Source organism: Alkalibacterium sp. 20 (assembly GCF_001885615.1).
GTDB lineage: Bacteria > Bacillota > Bacilli > Lactobacillales > Carnobacteriaceae_A > Alkalibacterium.
On the sequence record NZ_LSRN01000027.1, the window covers coordinates 22,202 to 40,904 of the forward strand.

Here is an 18,703-nt window from a genome sequence, read left to right on the forward strand (position 1 = left end):
GCTCGTTTAATGTAACAGTTAGTGATTAACGTCCTTCATAAAAGACGAAACGGTAGAATATTATACTTAAACCAGAGAACACTTTCAATCCGATCAGTGAGTTCATAAGAATCATATATATCTGATTTGATAAATCTGTGTTAGCGGGTTGAAGTTGCATGAACACATATAAAACAGGCGTCGTAACGATGGACAAGAACAAAAGCTTCTCGATTTTCTCCAGAACATGCAAGTCCAAGTCAAAGTTGGGATAGACCAAGTAACGCGTAATTAAAGCTGTAGCTAAAATCGCGCCGCCCTGGAAGCCGCCACCTGGGGATACGTGACCATTGATGATAACGTAAAGACCGATAAGTATAACAAAGGGATAAATGATACCGACCATTCGAATAACGATTTCCGAGTTATTCTTACGGTTCAGTTCATCTTCTTCATAACGATACTGTTCAGCGTGTTTGTTTGCCCATGACACGTTGATGACCTCCATGACGGAAACCATTAACATCAACGCCTCGAACAAGGTATCAAACACACGGTAATTCAAGTAGATCGCCGCAACAGAGTTCTGCGCGCCTGTTTCAGCTATAAAGTCTGAAGTGAAATAATCAAACAGTGGTGTATCGATTTGTTCCGCATGATTCAAGAATAAGAACAACACAACAAATGCACCCAAAACCGCAAATAAAATACGAACAATATCAATAATTTTATGCGTTTCCGTCATCTAACGTCACCTCATCTCTATAGATAACACGGATATCTGTAATATCTGTGATTACATCATTCAGGTTCGCGATAATATCCTGGAATACGGCATCTGTTGACTCACCGTATATATATGTTAAGTTGTTTTTTCGATGAATAAACATGTCATGATTATCTTCACGCATGATTTTTTCGATTTCATGATTCGTATAAGCCAGCTGTGGCTCAACTTCTTCCGTACGCTCCAGGAATTTTTCCAGAGGACGTACAACGGAATTCATAATTTCAGTGATACTATCATCGTTAAATATTTCTACATCTTCATTCACATAGCATATGTCGTAGACCGATACTTTTTTCGTCGCAACTAAGTACATCACAGTTGATAACCCGACACCGATCGCTGCTTCAGCTAAAGCAACGTCTGGGGCGTTGTAATGTAAATATGTTACGGCCATAATGAGAGAAAAAACGCCGAGGTAGATTACCGAACGTTTTATGTTATCGGAAAAGACAGAGAAGGTTGCAAAAACAAGTAACGCGATTAGTAAAAATGTTTGAAACATACTCCTTATCTCTCCTTTTTAATTCTGTACCCACTGATATGAGCGGACCTTGTGATGGCATGTGTCGCAATCGGGTTTGTGATAACGTATAAGGCCAAAACTAAAAGTAATTTACCCGTAAAAAAGTCAAATCCATGCTTCATCATGAGTCCGAGCATTATAGTGATAAAACCTACTGTATCTACCTTTGCCGAAACAAGGATACGTGAAAAAAAATCTTTGAACCGATAGACACCAAATACACCGAGTGTCATGAAAATGAGACCAATGACGATAATGATATTGGCGATCCATTCTACAATTTGAGCCATTATATATCTCCTCTTCTTTCAATAAATCGCGATATCATAATTGTACCGATAAAACCCAGTACCCCATAAATAAGACCCACGTCCACCATAAACGAACGATCGATTATCATACCAATTAAAACAGCCATGACGATAACTTTAGATGAAAAAAGTGTAAAGCCAATCATGCGGTCCCATACGGTCGGACCAATCAAGACTCTGCCCAATCCAAATACCGACAAGCCTGCCACGATGATTAAAACAACTTCATCAAAACTCATTTACTTCCCTTCTTCCTGCTTTTATTGCGAAGCTGATCAAGCTTTACCTTCGATTTTCTCTTCATAACGTAAAAGAATACCTTCTAGTTTTAATGGGATAACGGCTCTGGGATCTTCATCTTCACCAGGTGCGTTGAGTGCTAAGACACGCAGCTTACTGCCTTTTTTCTCGACTGTAACGGTCCCCGGTGTCAACGTGATCGAGTTAGCTAAAATATCAATAAGTAACTCGTCCGTCAGTTTTGTTTCACAGCTAATGATTTGGACATCAGCTTTTCCCGTAATGATATTAGGAATAACATCGATTCCAGCTACCAATATCTCCAGCAGCAGACGTAAACCATATTTAGTCAACGTACCCAGACCGATCATATAAGAATGTTCATAGTTGCCCTTAAGCAGAAAGCGATCGGTAAATAACACCACCAGGACAGCCATAAGAAGCCCTACCAAAAATGTAGGGATAGAAAATTGTTCAAATAAAACGACCCAGACGATTGAGAGAACGATGATGACTTCTTTGTTATCGACAAGGTCTTTCCACATATTTTTTATATAAGTTTTCACAAAAAAACCTCCCTTCCGACATGAGTAGATAACATCTATCTCAAAGTGAGTCGATGAGCGAGTTCGTATCCCGTCTTTTCAACTGTACTTCGATTGTAGCATGTTTCGTTTCTTATGCAATATGTATTTCGAAAAACCGCCAACGAAAGTGGTCTTACGCAGAAAAAGCACCAAATTCAATTTAAATCCGACCCTTTTTCTACATATTTAATAGTTTAGCAAAAATCATCCTAATAAAGTAGTATTTTTTTAGGATTAATGAATAAAAAAAAGGCCCTACGTAATGTAGAGACCTTAATAGAGATTAAATTGGTAAACGATCCTGAAAAAAGACACGTGCAGCTAGTCTTATTATTTTACTCTTTTAAGAAAAGCGGTCGGGACTTCTGAGGTATAGCGAACCAGTTTATTCGTACCTGGATGAACCAGGACAAGCGTTGTGGCATGCAAGCATAACCGTTTGATCGGGTTGGTATCTGCATCGTACAGTTTATCTCCTACCACCGGATGACCGATGTCTTTTAAATGAACGCGGATCTGATGCTTTCGGCCTGTTTCCAGTTCCACTTCTAAAAGTGAATAATTTTCGTTACCCAGTACTTTTCTGTAATGAGTGACTGAAAATTTTCCGCCGTTGTCTTCAGGGTTGGAATACATTTTTATGCCTTTACTTTCCGACAGCCAAGATGAAATTTCGCCCTGGTCTTTTTCAACGTTGCCTTCTGCTAACGCTGTATAAATACGTTCTTTGACCGTATTCTTCCAGTCTTTCTGTAAAGCTTCTTTTATTTCTTCCGATTTTGCATACAACATGACACCGGATGTATCCCGGTCCAGACGATGAACGACAAAAATCTTGTTTTCCGGATTTTCTTTTTTCACGTACTCACTCAACTGATGATAGGCAGTCGGTTCAGTCGGATCGCCCGCAGCAATAGACAATAGTCCAGCTTCTTTATTGATGACAATAATATCTCTGTCTTCGTGTAGGATGGTTAGTCCGAGCAATTCAGACTGTTTTTTAGCTTCTTTATTACTCAAGATCCCCACTACTTGTCCCGGTTTCAACTTATGATTGTGTTGTGTGATTTCTTTTTCATCCACGGTTACTTGTCCACGAGTTAAAATCGACTTAACAGAATTACGACTCTTATTGGTTATGATAGTCAGTAAAAAAGGCAGCAGTGTCGTTTCTTCTTCTACTGTGTGGTTTACGATCCCTCTTTTATCAGATTGGGTTGTACCCTTTCGAAGGTTGTCATTTTTTTTCTTAGAACGGGCGTTGTGCTGTTGTTTCATTAATAATCACTCCTATAATTGTTGACTCTTATGTAGTATAACAGAAAATCAGGCGAATTTATTCGTTTAATATAAAACTGGTGTGCAGCAACCAGTCCACTGTTCCCGGCTATTAGAAAAAAGACGATTATGTGTGTATATTGATCTCTGTTTATGGCAGCTGATAAGCTTCATTAAGTCTGTTCTACTATGAAGCATTTGGTCGACCAGTTCACTAAGTCTTCGAACAATAAAAGCTGACTTCGATAACCTATCGAAGTCAGCTTTTGTAATAAAGACAGTTGCCAGATTTAAAGGATCTGGCTCAGGAAGGCTTTCGTCCGTTCTTCTTTCGGATTTTCGAAAAACTCTTCTGGTCCCGCCATCTCTATGACTTCACCTTTGTCAAATAGAACAAGACGATCTGCCACCTTGCGGGCAAAACCCATTTCGTGTGTGACGACAACCATGGTCATACCAGATTCCGCAAGCGTCTGCATAACATCCAGTACTTCATTGACCATTTCCGGATCCAGTGCGGATGTGGGTTCATCGAACAGCATTATTTTCGGCTGCATGGCCAGCGCACGGGCAATAGCCACACGCTGCTGCTGCCCACCGGACAATTGCCCGGGGTATTTACTGGCTTGCTCGGGTATCCCTACGCGATCCAGTAAATCAAGTGCAATTTTTTCCGCTTTTTCTTTTTTCCATTTCCTGACCCAGATAGGTGCCAGAGAAACATTTCTCAAAATAGACATGTGCGGAAATAGGTTAAATTGCTGAAAAACCATTCCAGTTTCTTTACGGATCTCTTCAACATTCTTCAGATCATCCGTCAATTCGATGCCGTCAATTTCGATTTTTCCACTTTGAAATTCTTCCAGCGCATTAAGTGTTCGGATGAAGGTCGACTTACCGGAACCGGATGGACCAAGGATAACGATTACTTCACCTTGTTTTACGTTCAAGTCTATATCTTTCAATACATGCAGATCACCAAAATGTTTGTTCAGTTTTTCAACTTTAATGACATCCTCTCGCTCTTTTAGCGGCGTCGTTGATTTTTCGATTTGCAGTGTCTCTTCCATATGACTCACTCTCTTTCTTTACTCGAATGGCGATTACTGATTTCCTTTTGATAAGCTACGTTCTAAATGCCGGCTGACATGGGCCATCAGGTAACAGAATATAAAGTAAAAGGCTGCGACAAAGATGTACAATTCCATATATCTGCCTAAATATTCCGGATTATTGGAAATACGTCGGGCTGTTCCAAGAAAATCTGCCAGACCAATGATAGCTACTAAAGACGTATCCTTCAAAATAGTAATGAATTGTCCCACCAATGCCGGGATGACAGCTTTTAACGCCTGCGGTAAAATAATGAAAAAAGTTAGTTTGAATTTATTTAATCCCAGAGCCTGGGCAGCTTCATATTGTCCTGCTGGTATAGACTGCAGACCGCCACGGACATTTTCAGCCAGATAAGCTGCTGCAAAGAACGTGTAGGCAATAATGGCCCGTGAGACGTTGTCTATGCCTGTTTCGCCGCCTAAAAAGAGTGGAATCAGTAGCTGACCGATGAAAAGGACCATGATGAGCGGTATTCCACGAACCAGTTCAATGTAGCCGATGCAGAAATACCTGATAACGGGGAGCTCGCTACGACGACCCAGTGCCAGTAGAACACCCAATGGGAAACAGCCGATAATAGAGATTGAGGCAATGATCACTGTTAACAGCCATCCGCCCCATTCCCTGCTCAATACGGGCTCAAGCAGTCCTCCAAATCCTGTAATCAGACCGAGGGCAAGTGGAATGTACAGCGCCCATAAAATGAGTGTTGGAATTTTCAATCCATCCAGCCTATCTCCGGCAAAGTACCCGACAGCGATCAAAGCAATAGAGGCTGTCAAATTAAGTGAGGTATTAAGTGTTGTCCAGGGAATCACGGCGAACACGAAAAACACGCTTCCGAAAGTGGCAGCCACTGCTTTACCGGCCCCTTTCCATAACCCCCACGTCAAACCGATCAGTAGTGATACCAAATCTAAGGCGATCCATAACCGCCATATTTCTTCAATAGGGTATTGACCGATCATAAGGAGTCTCAAATTATCATAAATAACATCCCAGTTGTTGGTAACGACGAACGTGATGACCTGATAGATGACGATAAGTGAAAAAATGCCGGTCAGTACTGTTAAAAGAGTGTTTTTCCAGCCGTCAAACAGATTCTTTTTGAGTGATTCACTTAAATTCGAATTATTGTTTCTTTTAAGGTGAGTGCCAGCTGTCACTTCTAGCTGACTGTTGAATTCACCTTCCTGCTGAATATTGTTTACATACATTTTTTCCACCTACCTTTCTATCAACTGGAATTTTTTATTAAAGTAATTCATGATCAAGGATATAGTCAGATTGAAGAACAAGTAGACGCCGATAATGACTAAGATGACTTCTAAAGTTCTCCCTGACTGATTCATGACAGTGTTTCCTACCCCAACGATCTCCTGATATCCAACGGCCAGTGCCAATGACGAATTCTTGATCAAGTTCAAATACTGACTGGTCATTGGAGGAATGATGATACGGACGGCCTGAGGGAAAATGACCAGGCGCATCGCATTTGCCGGTCTGAACCCCAATGCCTGAGTGGCTTCAGTCTGCCCTTTGGGTACCGCCTGTATCCCACCACGAACAATTTCAGCAATGTAGGTAGAGGTGAAAAATGTGAGCGCCAGAAGAATTGACAGAAAAGGTGTGGTCAAAGCCAGTCCGCCCACTATAGTATCTCCTGTAAATTTGGGAACCAGCATGTTGACTGGGCCCTGACCGAAAACGAAAAAGGTCACGATGTTTAGCAGGACAAACACACCAAATGCAGCTGAAAACGGATGGGTATCTCTGCCTTCTTCTATTTCTTTCTTCATCAGCCATTTGAAAACAAGAAAACTTCCAATGACATATACGAGTAGCAGCAGGCTCCACATCCAAGTCAGGTCGTGCGTATTAAACCAGGGAATAACAGCTCCCCGATTAGACAAGTAAAATGGTCCAACGCCGATAGCTTCTTGAATCGTTGGCAGTGACAAAAAGACTGCGAAATTCAAGATGAATATCTGCAGGAGCAAAGGTGTATTTCGAAACACTTCGATATAGATGGAAGCTACTTTACTCAACAGCCAGTTACTGGACATTTTTGCAATACCAACGAGCACACCAATGATGGTCGATAAAATGATTCCGAAAAATGAGACACGTAATGTACTCAGTAGCCCAACCAGCAGAGCACGTGCATAAGGATCGCTCGTGCTGTATTCAATCAACGATTCATTGATATTAAATCCTGCTCTTAAATCTAGGAAATCAAACCCGAAGCGAATACCGATCCGGTCCAGTCCGATCCGTGTATTGTGAACGAGAATCCATAAAAGTGACCCAATTATAATGACAAATAGAATTTGTAGTATGATCGGAATCATTTTTTTGTTTCTCCATAAAGGAGTCGATTTCTTTTTTTGTAATTCCATAACGATCTCCCCTCTTTTGTGATTCCTTCTAAAGCAGCGTGATTTTTCGATTTCAAAAGAGACCTGCTGTCGTGCTTTAATTACAGGTCTCTTTTAGTCACTATTTACATACAAACGATCAGCTTATCGAAAAACGTTGCTTTCAAGCTTATCTGAATGGCATAGAGTAATGCAGTCCGCCATTCTGGTACAAGGCATTCATGCCACGTGGAAGATTGAACTGCGTATCAGGACCTAAATGACGGTCATATATTTCGCCATAGTTTCCTACTTGAGAAATGGCTTGATAGGCAAAATCGTCTTCCAGCCCAAGCATGCTTCCCAAACCACCTTCAACACCTAATAAACGCTGGATATCCGGATCGTCACTATCCATGAAATCATCAATGTTATCTTGAGTGATTCCGAATTCTTCTGCTTGAATAAGCGCGTAAACGACCCATGTCACAATATCGTTCCACTGATTATCACCATGTAGAACAGCTGGAGCTAAGGGTTCTTTTGATAGTGTTTCTTCTAAAATCATGTGTTCTTCAGGATCAGCCAGTACTGCAAAACTTGACACCAGTCCGGAACGGTCTGTGGTCCAGGCGTCGACAGAGCCTGCCTCATATGCAGCAATCAGCGCGTTGCGGTCATCAAATGTCTGAGTATTGTAGTCGATTCCCAAGGCATCCATCTGGTCAGCCAGATTCAGTTCAGTTGTTGTCCCGGTTTCCACACCAATTGTACGGCCTCCAAGATCCGCCAAAGTGGAAATCCCAGATTCAGTGCGTACCATCATTCCCTGACCGTCGTAAAAGGTTACCGGACCGAAATCCATTCCCACATCAGAATCACGACTGGTTGTCCAGGTGGTATTTCTAAGCAGCACATCAACTTCCCCAGTCTGAACAGCGATAAAACGTTCCTGGGCAGAAAGTGAACGGAAGCTGATTGCCTCTGAATCCCCTAACGTAGCTGCAGCAACAGCGTGTCCGAGGTCTATATCAAAGCCGACATAATTTCCGTCGCTATCTACATACCCAAATCCAGGTAATGAATCGTTGACTCCGGCATTCAATTCGCCGCGATCGATGATGGCAGCTAGTGTGGCTCCCGAACCTGAAGTAGTATTATCGGTTCCAGCGCCTGTGCCGTCGGTTTCTGCACTTGCACATGCGGACAGTGATAAGAACACAGCAGCTCCTAAGAAAAATTTAGCGTATTTAGTCATTTTTGTTTCTCCTCTCATTCGTTTAACTTCATACAATTGAACGCATCATCAGATAATGAGACATAGTTAGTGGCGTGTTTCAAAAGGCCCAATATAAATTATCTAACCTCAATAAAATCTCAGCTACTTAAAAAAGCAATTGCATCAGTAATTAAAATTATTATACCTATACCAATACAACAAAAAAAGCATTTAATTAAAATGTTATCATTATAAACTCATTTAATACACAGTTTAAATTAATGAAAGTAAGCAAAATCAAGCTTTGTAAACGCTCGCATGTAAATGTGAACTTTTTGTCACTTTTTCAGAATAGACGCTCATATAAGGGGTTTTATGGATTTGATGGAGGTAAAACGATTTTTGATACAAAAAAAAGTGCGACATCATTTTTAAGGATGTCACACTTTTTTGTATAAAAATTTTAACCTATACCACTTTTTTATTTTTTGAATGGACGATGATTATCAAGGAATTTACCTACCGTACGTTTAATCTTTTTAATAGCCGGGACTGATTGTGTCTCGTCTTCCATTTTGGAATAAGTATTGTAGGCGTCGTTCAGGGCATCGTCATTTTCGAATTCCAGATCTTTCGTTTTCAGTTCCTTACGGTTGAGTTTCAGATTTTTCTTGAACTGGCTGCGCATCAAACGTTCCAGTAGCCCTAAATCGATGCTTTCGCCGTCTTTTTCTTTGGTAGCAATGATGCTCAACACTTCAATGTAGCTGAGTGCCAGAGCGCTGGTGACAATGGATGCGGTGGTTCCACTGATGATGCCGCCGATAATGGTCCCTGCGCCGGGGATGAATTTAAAGGCATTGGCGACCAGCGTTTTACCGATCATGGTCGCTGAGCCTGTTCCGCCGACTGCCGCAATGATGCTGACAATGGTCGATTTATCCATGGAAATACCAAAGATGGCAGTGATGTGAGCCAGTAAGGTGACTTGCATCGGGACCAATATAGAGGCATCAGAAAATGGAATGGGCGCAAACCCGACGCCAAATGTCGTGGCTACATATCTGGAAGCCCAGCGTCTGGCAACTTTGGCTTTTCGTTCAATGTCTGCCTGCTGGGCGTTCGTAAAAGCCTCTTGACTCTCTTTTGGGATAAGTTGGAGTGTCTTTTCGATCAGCTGCTTCAATCCAAATCTTGGAATCACGTAATCGTCTGAAATTTCATATGGTTCTGACATGACATTCTGAACAGCTGCCACAGGCAAGTTCATATTTTCCAAGTAACGGTTAAATTCATCTGCCGGTTTTCCTATCGATTGCGTCAAGACCAGGATAACGGGTAGAATACTGGAAATCTCTTTGATCAATTCAATTTCCATATCCTCGATACGGGAAGAATTAGCTTGAATACAATAATACACCGCGTGCAGCGCTTCTACAGTGTGTTTCTTTTTCTCTACCAGGTCGAGGATCTCTTTCATCACCTGTTTTTGGACCTTTTGTTCAAGTTCCAGGCCTCTTGTGTCATACAAAACGATGGGGATACCTTCTTTAGTGATGCGTCTCAAGTGTTTGGTCACAGGTTTACCAATACCGGTATCGGCTAATTTTTCACGGAAGACATTGTTGATGAGCGTGCTCTTCCCGACGCCCGTTTTCCCGGCAATCAAAATATTTACGGGACTCATTTTTGCAACTTCGGATTCAGTCTTTTCTAAAATTTCTTGAATCATATTGTATTTATTATTCGGTTGTTTCATAAGCGTCCTCCTAGCTGTTTGACAATAGTTTACCATGAAGTGATACGTTTGACTAAGGAGAAAGGTCTTTCTCCTTTAGTTAATTGTAAGGCTGCAAAAGTGTGCAGCCTCTTATGTGCTCGGTTCTTTGGGGTGGGATAGAGTATTCAACTTACCGAATAAAGAAGCTTCCAAAGAATTGACCCGGTTACTTGGATCATCTTTAGAAGCTTCTTAATTATTAAATCAGATTTTTAGCGGTATTCAGCTGGGACGCCGTCGAGTTCTTGAACTCCCGTTACATGCCATTCGCCTTCACCGTATTGTAGATCCACACGGTAAACATTGTTTCGGCCACTATCTGAAACGACGGTGAATGCGCGGCCTAAGCCGTTGTTTCCAACCCACCACGTGGTCATGTCGTTCTGATTGATACCAGTTACGGCACTCGCATTTTGATCGACTGCATTACGGTCACTCGTACCATCATTAAAGTTCATCGTATAGCTTTCATCTAAGGGTGCATCAGGATTGATACCCGCTTCACTAGCTTCTTCCTCATCTGAATCGTCTTCATCTGGAGTTTCTTCAGTTTCTTCGGGTTCTTCTTCAGGCTCTTCTTCTGTCTCTGCCTCTTCTTCGGTATCGACGTCAGATTCGGTGTCTTCTTCTTCAGTATCCGCTTCTTCGTCTTCTTCAGTAACCTCAGGATCTGTGTCTTCGTCCTGGTCACTCTCTTCCGTTTCGGCTTCATCTTCTAGATCCGTTTCGTCTTCGTCCTCAGTATCAGTGATGATCTCTGTTTCCGAAGAACTGTCCTGATCTCCTTCAGTTAAGGCATCATCGCGGTTCGAAACGATAAAGATGACTAGACCGCCAAGGATGACGATGAGTAGTCCGATAACGATATAATAAATTTTCTCTATTTTACGTGAACCTTCTGGTTTATCTGTAGTGTTTTTGCCTGCACGTGTTTTTTTCATGTAGTTCTTCCTTCCTTTTCATATGTAATCTTTCTTAAAAAGTGTACCACATTATCGTGTGATAAGTGAGTAATTAAGTTAACAAAGTCACGACATTCATTGCGAAATCATTTCTCCAGCAGCTTCAACCGACATGATAGTTATCTTAGCAAGACTTCATTTTAATATCATTCCCATTCATATTTAAAGATGCGATTGAGGGCTTTTTTCAAGTCTTCCATTTTTTACTTAATCTATTACATTAAACCACATAATCAAACTCAAAGATAATCAGAGGGTCCAATTAAGCATGAAAATGCCTAGCCAGTCTACCGTGTTTAAGTAGGATTGGCTAAGCATTTTTAAAGTCGATTATTTTGGTGGGTTATTTTTCTAAGTGGAACCGTAATAAGGGGTACGATAATGGCTGCCGCAATCGCTTCAGCAACACCGTTTGTGCCGACGATAACACCCAGTGCACCAGCTAAATTGCTGATGTCCACATCGATCGCCTGCGCATATGGTTCTCCAAAGAACAGGTAGATAAACAGCAGCACAAAGATGGTATTAGTGAATGAACCGACCACAGAAGCGCTGGCTATAGCCAGTTTATCTCTCTTCGGAAACAGACGTTTGAAAAGTGCGTATGACCATCCAGTAAAGAGACCAATCAAAATACGCGGTACCAAGGCAATCATTGGATTAGTCCAAAGCATCAAGTCCAGTGGTGTCGCTGGCATCGTATAGGCACGAACCATACGTGTAATTCCCCAGATGCCTCCAATGATCATACCATCTTTGGTGCTCATCGTTAAGGTTGCAACGATAACTGTGATATGTATGATGGTCGGATTAAGTGGGGGAATGGGAATGTTCCCTAAAAATGGCACAAAGTTTTGTATCAAAATAATGGCCGTCAGTATACCTAGCAAGGCGATACGATGCGGGTCAGATTGTTTTTGGTCTAGTTTCATAAGGTTTCCTCTTCTCTTTCTCTCGTTTTCCTACTTATAATGAGTCCTAACTTAGTCGGTTGGTCATGCTTCGATTGAAACGTCCAAGCAACACGGTGAGCATATGCGCTTCTTCCTCAGTCCAGCCGGAAAGAATCTTCTGGAATTTCTCTTCTAATTGAATGTGATACTCATTGAAGACTTTTCCAGCCTGTTCATTCAACTTGAAGTAAACATAGCGTTTGTCAGTCCCAATCGTTTTTGTTACCAATTCTTTCTTAACCATCGCATTCATCTGGCGACTGACCGTCGATTTGTCTAACCGACTTTTTGTCGTGATCTCCTTGAGTGTTAATTCATCTTCACCGATCAAATCGATTAAATTGATCGTCGAATGAGACAATCCCAGGTCGTATAGCAAGTGATCTGTCAAGTGTTTATAGAGCTGATTGAACTCACTGACTTTTTCCAATAGTTGAAGCGATTTCTCTGTGCTGTCCATGTTACCCCTCTCTCTCATGTTTACTTATTTGTATGCGTCAACTATATCACGATGCACCATTATGAGCAATAAAAACATGGAAGTTGGTACCAGACTTTTTTAATGCTATACTAATAAAGAGTTTTTTTATAGATTGGAGTGACTTTAAATGTCTTTTGATGGCCTATTTGTCCACGGTTTAAGAGATGAATTAGAAAATGAAATCATCGGTGGCCGCATTACCAAAATACAGCAGCCTTTTGAAAATGAAGTTATTTTGCGTATTCGCGCCAACCGCAAAAATAAATCGTTACTGCTTTCTGCACATCCACAGTACGCACGGGTGCAGTTAACGGATATACCTTTTGAAAATCCCGCCCAGGCGCCTAATTACTGCATGGTATTACGAAAGTACTTGGATGGCGCAATCATCGAGTCGGTAGAACAAAAAGAAAACGATCGTGTCTTGACCTTTTCATTTAATCGACGAAACGAATTAGGCGATACAGAATATCTCTCACTCATTGTTGAAATTATGGGCAGACACAGCAATGTTTTGTTGATCAATAAGGAAGACAACAGATTGGTGGATGCCATTAGACATGTGCCGGCTAGCCAAAACACCTATCGTACCCTGCTTCCAGGTGCAACTTATATTGAAGCACCGAGTCAGGACAGAAAAAACCCCTTTGATTATGATGGTCCTTTCCCAGTATCCGACCTGTCTTATACTGATAAAGTCAAATGGATCCAAGAGACGTTTCAAGGATTTGGGAAAGATTCAGCTCTAGAACTGGCTTACCGAATGGAAGCACGCAAAGATGATGCACCCAGAATTGTTTTTCAGCATTTTATGATACCTTTTAAAACAGGCAAATTAGAACCTACACTGACGAAAGACGAACAAAAGGAATTTTTCTCTCCTCTACCCTTTGAACATCTAAAAGGAGAAAGGCAATCGTTTGACTCGTTAAGTAATTTGATGGATCGTTATTACCAGAACAAAGCTGAGCGTGACCGCGTCAATCAGCAATCAAATGATTTGAGTCATCTGGTCAAGAATTTATATCAGAAAAACAAGAAAAAAATCCAAAAATTGAAGAAAGAATTAAAAGATACTGAAAAAAGAGATGATTATAAAGTGAAAGGCGAAGTTCTGACGGCTTACTTGCATGAAGTGAATCAGGGTGACGAATCGGTCACACTACCCAACTTCTATGATGAGAATAAATCGCTGGACATCAGCTTGAACCCACAAAAATCTCCCGCTGAAAATGCACAGTATTATTTCTCGCGTTACCAAAAGCTTAAAAGTGCCGAGATTCATTTGACCAAACAACTAAAATCGACCCGACACGAATTGAATTATTTTGATACGCTGCTTACGCAACTGTCCATCGCTTCCGTGTCTGATATCGAAGACATTCGCGAGGAACTGAGAGATGGCGAATATCTGAAGAAAAAAAGTAAAAAGAATCGTAATAAAAAGAACAAAAAATCTCAACCCGAGGCTTTTGTTTCTTCAGATGGCGTGAGTATTTTAGTAGGAAAAAACAATACTCAGAACGATGAACTGACGCTTAAAAAAGCCCGAAAAACATACTGGTGGGCCCATGCCAAAGATATTCCCGGCTCGCACGTGGTCATAGAAGACGACGATCCTTCAGAACAAACACTAGAAGAAGCGTGTACACTTGCTGCTTACTACAGCAAGTATCGCCTATCTGCTTCCGTACCGGTCGACGTCGTTCAGGTTAAACGCATCAAGAAACCAAAAGGTGCAAAACCCGGCTATGTGATCTATGAAGGTCAAACCACATACTTTGTGACACCGAGTGATGAAAAAATAAGAGAATTGAAGCAAAATGCCAAATAAGAAAAGCCGTATTCAAGTGAAAAACTTGAACACGGCTTTTTTCTACTTCTACCACCTCTACCACCTTGAGACGGCGAGTGGTAGTAAGTAGTCCCGACTTCGGCATGCTCAGGAAGAAATCCCGGTGAGTGGTGCTAAGTAGGCCCGACTTCGGCATGCTCAGGAAGAAATTCCGTTGAGTGGTGCTAAGTAGGCCTCACTTCGGCATACCCAGGAGAAAATTTCGGTGAGTGGTGCTAACTAAGTAGGCCCGACTTCGGCATGCTCAGGAGAAAATTCCGGTGAGTGGTAGTAAGTAGTCCCAACTTCGGCATGCCCAGGAGAAAATCCCGGTGAGTGGTGCTAAGTAGTCCCGACTTCGGCATACCCAGGAGAAAATTTCGGTGAGTGGTGCTAAGTAGGCCCGACTTCGGCATGCTCAGGAAGAAATCCCGGCGAGTGGTGCTAAGTAGGCCTCACTTCGGCATACCCAGGAGAAAATTTCGGTGAGTGGTGCTAAGTAGGCCCAACTTCAACTTTAATAGCCACCCAAAAATTCAGATTAGTCTAAAAAACATAAAAAAGCAGTATACAAGTGTTTTTCCACTCAAATACTGCTTGACACTGTTCTGATCTATTTAAATGATTATTTTTGTTTAAGAGGTTTTACCATGACGAAGATCAAGGCAGCACCTGTCATTAGCATTCCAATCAACAATGCTGAGTTTGTTTCGATTCCTGTTTCAGGTACGTCAGTTTCTTCCATGTCTACTTCTTGTAGTGTGAAGTCTGCAGGTACAAGTACAGTATCGATAACATGGAGGACACCATTTGTAGCTTCGATATCCGTGTCGACGATCATTGATTCATTAACCATTGGGTCTCCACTTAAATCAAATGTTACCATCTCACCATTCACGGTTTCAGCTTCCATACCATCAGTTAAGTCTCCAGCCAATACTTTGCCAGGAACGACATGGTAAGTTAAGACTTTCGCCAAATCAGGTTGAGCTAGTAACTCTTCTGCAGTGATATCTAATGCTTCGAGTAGATCTGCAAAAGCTTGATTTGTAGGGGCAAATACTGTAAATGGACCCTCACCTTGCAAGGTTTCAACTAGTTCAGCACGTTGTAATGCGGATACTAGAATACTAAAATCATCATTTCCTAAAGCGATTTCAACAATGTCTTGAGAAGGTTCCTCTCCTACATGACTATCAGCGAATGCGGTTGGGGATAGGGCGACTGTGAGTGCAAATGCAGTAATAAATGACAGAAAAACTTTGACCATTTTTGACATGGTGTATCTCTCCTTTATTAATAAGATGGTAAAATTGATTACTCAACTTTACTTCTTTAGAATAAGTGTATAAGATTTATTAGTCAATTATAAACACTTATAATTAATTGTTTTTTAGGAGGACAAGAAATGAAGAATAAATTACTGCTTTTAGGACTGGCCACAGCTTTTTTACTGCAGTTAAACGCTGTCGTGCGGTCAACAATCGAACAATCTTCGACCGCCGAGGTCCCTCCTCTTTCAACATCGACCGATGAACTACAAATAAATGAAGCATCGTTTTATACAAATGATAGTGTAATTACTGAGCCCGCTGCTGAGACGGCTGAAGAAGAATCAGACGCATTCACCTTTTTATCTAACCCTTCTTCTGAGTACTATTCACTGAATTCAGATTATGTGGGCTGGATCAAAATGGCTGATACGGCTATTGACTACCCGGTAGTCAGAGGTCAGGACAACGATTTCTATCTGGAACATGACTTTTATAAAGAAGAACATATTCTGGGAGCCATATTCATGGACTACCGAAATGTCGGTATGGGCCTTGATGATCACACCATCCTCTACGGGCATTACACCAAGACTGGCTTGATGTTTGCCGATTTGGATAAGTATTTATCTGAAGAATTTACTGCCGGTAACTCAACGATCGAATTCCAGGACCCTTATACAAAACGAACGTATCAAATTTTTTCCGTGCATGTCTCACCTGCCGATGCTGGTTATATCCGGACATCTTTCAAAGGAAATGAATTGGCAGCCTATTATGAAGACTTAAAAGAAGCCTCGTATTTTCCGATAGCATCTGAATTTGAACCGGATCAAAAGTTGCTGACCCTGATTTCCTGTAATTACACGGTAGATGATGGACGTATTTATGTCCATGCGTATGAAATAACCGAATAAAAAGTAAAAGATGCAAAAAAGAGATCATCTCTTTTTTGCATCTTTTTATGTTAATCGGGTTTGATGATTTCAACAGCATCTTTGCCGTCTTTTTCTATCATTGAAACTTTCACTTGTTCTTGTTTGGAAGTCGGAATGTTTTTTCCGATAAAGTCTGCTTTAATGGGAATCTCTCGATGACCTCTATCGGTTAATGAAGCAACCATGATTTTCTCAGGACGTCCCAAGTCGATCACCGCATCCATAGCCGCACGAATCGTACGTCCAGTAAATATAACATCATCAACTAAGATCACGACTTTTCCTTTGACATCGACTGGAAAGTCTTGACCTTTTACTTCAGGCTCATCCACTTCATCAGGGAAATGACGGTCATCACGATAAAGGGTAATATCCAGTTCGCCTACCGGAACCGATTTCCCCTCGATTTCTTCAATTTTTTCAGCAAGGCGTCGAGCAATAAAAACCCCACGTGTTTTGATCCCTGCCAATACGAGGTTATCAGTCCCCTTGTTTCTCTCGATAATCTCATAGGAGATACGTGTGAGCGCACGGTTTAATGCCACATCATCCAAAATTGATACAATTTTTGACATCGGTTAAGCTCCTTTCGCTATCTTTAACGTTGTCTTACCCAATCAAGGGTTTCGTTAAAATAATCCGGTAATGGTGCGTTGAAAGTCAGTCGTTCTCCGGTTCTAGGATGTACAAAAGATAATGATGCTGCATGAAGGTATTGTCCCTCACCTTCCAACGTTTTTCTAGGTCCGTAGAGTGGATCGCCTGCCATACGGAAACCGATGTATTCTAAATGCACTCTGATCTGGTGCGTGCGTCCTGTTTCCAAATTTAAGCGTAGCAAAGTATACTCACTGAAGCGTTCAATCACTTCAAAATGTGTCACGGATTCTTTGCCGCCTTGGACAACCTTGAATTTCTTGCGATTTTTAGGATCGCGTCCGATCGGTGCATCGATGGTTCCTTTGTCATTTTCAATAATGCCGTGAACCAGTGCAATATATTCCCGCGTAGCTGTTTTTTCTTGTAATTGTTCAGCCAATTTTTCATGAGCTAAATCATTTTTCGCGACCATCAGTAAGCCTGAGGTATCTTTATCAATACGGTGCACAATACCAGGTCTTATTTTTCCGTTGATTCCGGACAGGTCTTTGACGTGAAAAAGTAAAGCGTTGACCAGTGTTCCACCTGCGTGACCAATGGATGGGTGAACGACCATGCCTTGGGGCTTGTTAACGACTACCACATCGGCATCTTCGTACACGATATCTATCGCGATATCTTCAGGTAGCGCATCGATTTCTTCGGGTTCTTTTATTGTGACGTGAATAACATCGCCTGTTTGAACCTTGTAATTTGCTTTAGATTCTTCCTCATTCACCGTGACTAGGCCCTCTTTGATCCATAATTGGACTTGATTGCGTGAGTTTTCGTTCAGTTTATCGCTTATAAATTTATCCAAACGACCTTTTTCGTTCGAGACATGAAATATTTTTGTATGATCCATTTTAGTTTGTTCCAACTTTCTTTTGCTTGTATTCTTTCCATTCGTCAAGGATTAAGTAAAAAATCATTAAGCCTACACCGACAGTTAGCGCCATATCGGCAACATTAAATATTGGGAAATCAATAAATTCCAATCGTACCATATCCACGACGAACTGATGAATCAGTCTATCGATAAAATTACCAATGGCACCACCCAGGATCAAACTCAATGAAAATGCAAAGAGTTTATCATTTTTCCCGTAACTGTGTAAATAATAAATGATGACCCCTACAACAATAAGTGTCACAATATAAAAGAAAATCATCTGGCCTTCTAGTATACTCCACGCCGCTCCCGTGTTCTGGTGATACGTAAACGAAAGTATGGAAGGAATCACTTCGAGCGTTTCGTATAGTGGGATATTTGCGACCGTCAGATATTTTGTTAACTGGTCGATGCCGATAATAATCAGTGCAATGATATAATATAATAACATATATAACTCCTTAGTATTTAAGCCTTACTGTTATTGTACAATATTTTTCAGGTAAAACCTACCTTGATTTAACTTTAATAATATATTTTGACTGAACTATAC

The 18,703-nt window shown here is 41.2% G+C and carries 20 protein-coding genes; 2 read left to right on the forward strand and 18 right to left on the reverse strand.

What is annotated here, in order from left to right; all coding sequences use genetic code 11:
• Positions 1–25: 25 nt before the first annotated feature.
• From AX762_RS05305 to AX762_RS05370, 14 genes are all read right to left on the reverse strand, one after another.
• Complete coding sequence (locus tag AX762_RS05305; RefSeq protein WP_071848120.1) at positions 26–724, reverse strand: MnhB domain-containing protein; 699 nt, start codon at positions 722–724, stop codon at positions 26–28.
• Complete coding sequence (locus tag AX762_RS05310) at positions 708–1,271, reverse strand: DUF4040 domain-containing protein (protein WP_071848121.1); 564 nt, start codon at positions 1,269–1,271, stop codon at positions 708–710. Before AX762_RS05310 ends, AX762_RS05305 begins: the two co-directional genes overlap by 17 nt.
• 5 nt (positions 1,272–1,276) lie before the next feature.
• Positions 1,277–1,582, reverse strand: coding sequence for a monovalent cation/H(+) antiporter subunit G (mnhG, locus tag AX762_RS05315; protein ID WP_071848122.1), 306 nt, complete (start codon positions 1,580–1,582; stop codon positions 1,277–1,279).
• Complete coding sequence (locus AX762_RS05320) at positions 1,582–1,842, reverse strand: monovalent cation/H+ antiporter complex subunit F (protein WP_071848123.1); 261 nt, start codon at positions 1,840–1,842, stop codon at positions 1,582–1,584. The genes mnhG and AX762_RS05320 overlap by 1 nt, the downstream gene beginning before the upstream one ends.
• Before the next feature lie 36 nt (positions 1,843–1,878).
• Positions 1,879–2,409, reverse strand: a complete 531-nt coding sequence (locus AX762_RS05325; protein ID WP_071848124.1) for a Na+/H+ antiporter subunit E — start codon at positions 2,407–2,409, stop codon at positions 1,879–1,881.
• A gap of 351 nt (positions 2,410–2,760) precedes the next feature.
• The gene (locus AX762_RS05330; RefSeq protein WP_071848125.1) at positions 2,761–3,708 is read right to left on the reverse strand and encodes an RluA family pseudouridine synthase; all 948 of its coding nucleotides are present in this window, start codon (positions 3,706–3,708) and stop codon (positions 2,761–2,763) included.
• 290 nt (positions 3,709–3,998) lie between these two features.
• Positions 3,999–4,778, reverse strand: coding sequence for an amino acid ABC transporter ATP-binding protein (locus AX762_RS05335; protein ID WP_071848126.1), 780 nt, complete (start codon positions 4,776–4,778; stop codon positions 3,999–4,001).
• A gap of 33 nt (positions 4,779–4,811) precedes the next feature.
• Positions 4,812–6,041, reverse strand: coding sequence for an amino acid ABC transporter permease (locus AX762_RS05340; protein ID WP_083432825.1), 1,230 nt, complete (start codon positions 6,039–6,041; stop codon positions 4,812–4,814).
• A 9-nt stretch (positions 6,042–6,050) separates the two neighbouring features.
• The gene (locus AX762_RS05345; protein ID WP_071848127.1) at positions 6,051–7,223 is read right to left on the reverse strand and encodes an amino acid ABC transporter permease; all 1,173 of its coding nucleotides are present in this window, start codon (positions 7,221–7,223) and stop codon (positions 6,051–6,053) included.
• Positions 7,224–7,371: 148 nt separating this feature from the next.
• Positions 7,372–8,439 (reverse strand): amino acid ABC transporter substrate-binding protein, encoded by a 1,068-nt coding sequence (locus AX762_RS05350; RefSeq protein WP_071848128.1) that lies wholly within the window; start codon positions 8,437–8,439, stop codon positions 7,372–7,374.
• Positions 8,440–8,881: 442 nt separating this feature from the next.
• Complete coding sequence (locus tag AX762_RS05355) at positions 8,882–10,159, reverse strand: GTPase family protein (protein ID WP_071848129.1); 1,278 nt, start codon at positions 10,157–10,159, stop codon at positions 8,882–8,884.
• Between the two features lie 233 nt (positions 10,160–10,392).
• Positions 10,393–11,121, reverse strand: coding sequence for a DUF1510 family protein (locus AX762_RS05360; RefSeq protein WP_071848130.1), 729 nt, complete (start codon positions 11,119–11,121; stop codon positions 10,393–10,395).
• Positions 11,122–11,462: 341 nt separating this feature from the next.
• Positions 11,463–12,074: an ECF transporter S component gene (locus AX762_RS05365; protein ID WP_071848131.1), complete on the reverse strand. Its 612-nt coding sequence runs from the start codon at positions 12,072–12,074 to the stop codon at positions 11,463–11,465.
• Between the two features lie 46 nt (positions 12,075–12,120).
• Positions 12,121–12,555, reverse strand: a complete 435-nt coding sequence (locus AX762_RS05370; RefSeq protein WP_071848132.1) for a MarR family winged helix-turn-helix transcriptional regulator — start codon at positions 12,553–12,555, stop codon at positions 12,121–12,123.
• 148 nt (positions 12,556–12,703) lie between these two features.
• On the opposite strand from AX762_RS05370, the gene AX762_RS05375 reads away from it, so the two are divergent.
• On the forward strand, positions 12,704–14,410 hold the full coding sequence (locus AX762_RS05375; RefSeq protein WP_071848133.1) for an NFACT family protein: 1,707 nt from the start codon (positions 12,704–12,706) through the stop codon (positions 14,408–14,410).
• A gap of 625 nt (positions 14,411–15,035) precedes the next feature.
• Here the strand turns inward: AX762_RS05375 and AX762_RS05380 are convergent.
• Positions 15,036–15,689 (reverse strand): fasciclin domain-containing protein, encoded by a 654-nt coding sequence (locus tag AX762_RS05380; RefSeq protein WP_071848134.1) that lies wholly within the window; start codon positions 15,687–15,689, stop codon positions 15,036–15,038.
• A gap of 129 nt (positions 15,690–15,818) precedes the next feature.
• Between AX762_RS05380 and srtB the strand changes: the two genes are divergently transcribed.
• Positions 15,819–16,598, forward strand: coding sequence for a class B sortase (srtB, locus tag AX762_RS05385; RefSeq protein WP_071848135.1), 780 nt, complete (start codon positions 15,819–15,821; stop codon positions 16,596–16,598).
• 50 nt (positions 16,599–16,648) lie between these two features.
• On the opposite strand, the gene pyrR is transcribed toward srtB, so the two are convergent.
• The 3 genes from pyrR to lspA are packed head-to-tail and all read right to left on the reverse strand — an operon-like array spanning position 16,649 to position 18,601.
• Entirely contained in the window at positions 16,649–17,194 is a 546-nt protein-coding gene (gene pyrR / locus AX762_RS05390) for a bifunctional pyr operon transcriptional regulator/uracil phosphoribosyltransferase PyrR (protein ID WP_071848136.1), read from the reverse strand.
• Between the two features lie 23 nt (positions 17,195–17,217).
• On the reverse strand, positions 17,218–18,123 hold the full coding sequence (locus tag AX762_RS05395) for an RluA family pseudouridine synthase (RefSeq protein ID WP_071848137.1): 906 nt from the start codon (positions 18,121–18,123) through the stop codon (positions 17,218–17,220).
• A 1-nt stretch (position 18,124) separates the two neighbouring features.
• Positions 18,125–18,601, reverse strand: a complete 477-nt coding sequence (lspA, locus tag AX762_RS05400) for a signal peptidase II (RefSeq protein ID WP_071848138.1) — start codon at positions 18,599–18,601, stop codon at positions 18,125–18,127.
• Positions 18,602–18,703: the final 102 nt, after the last annotated feature.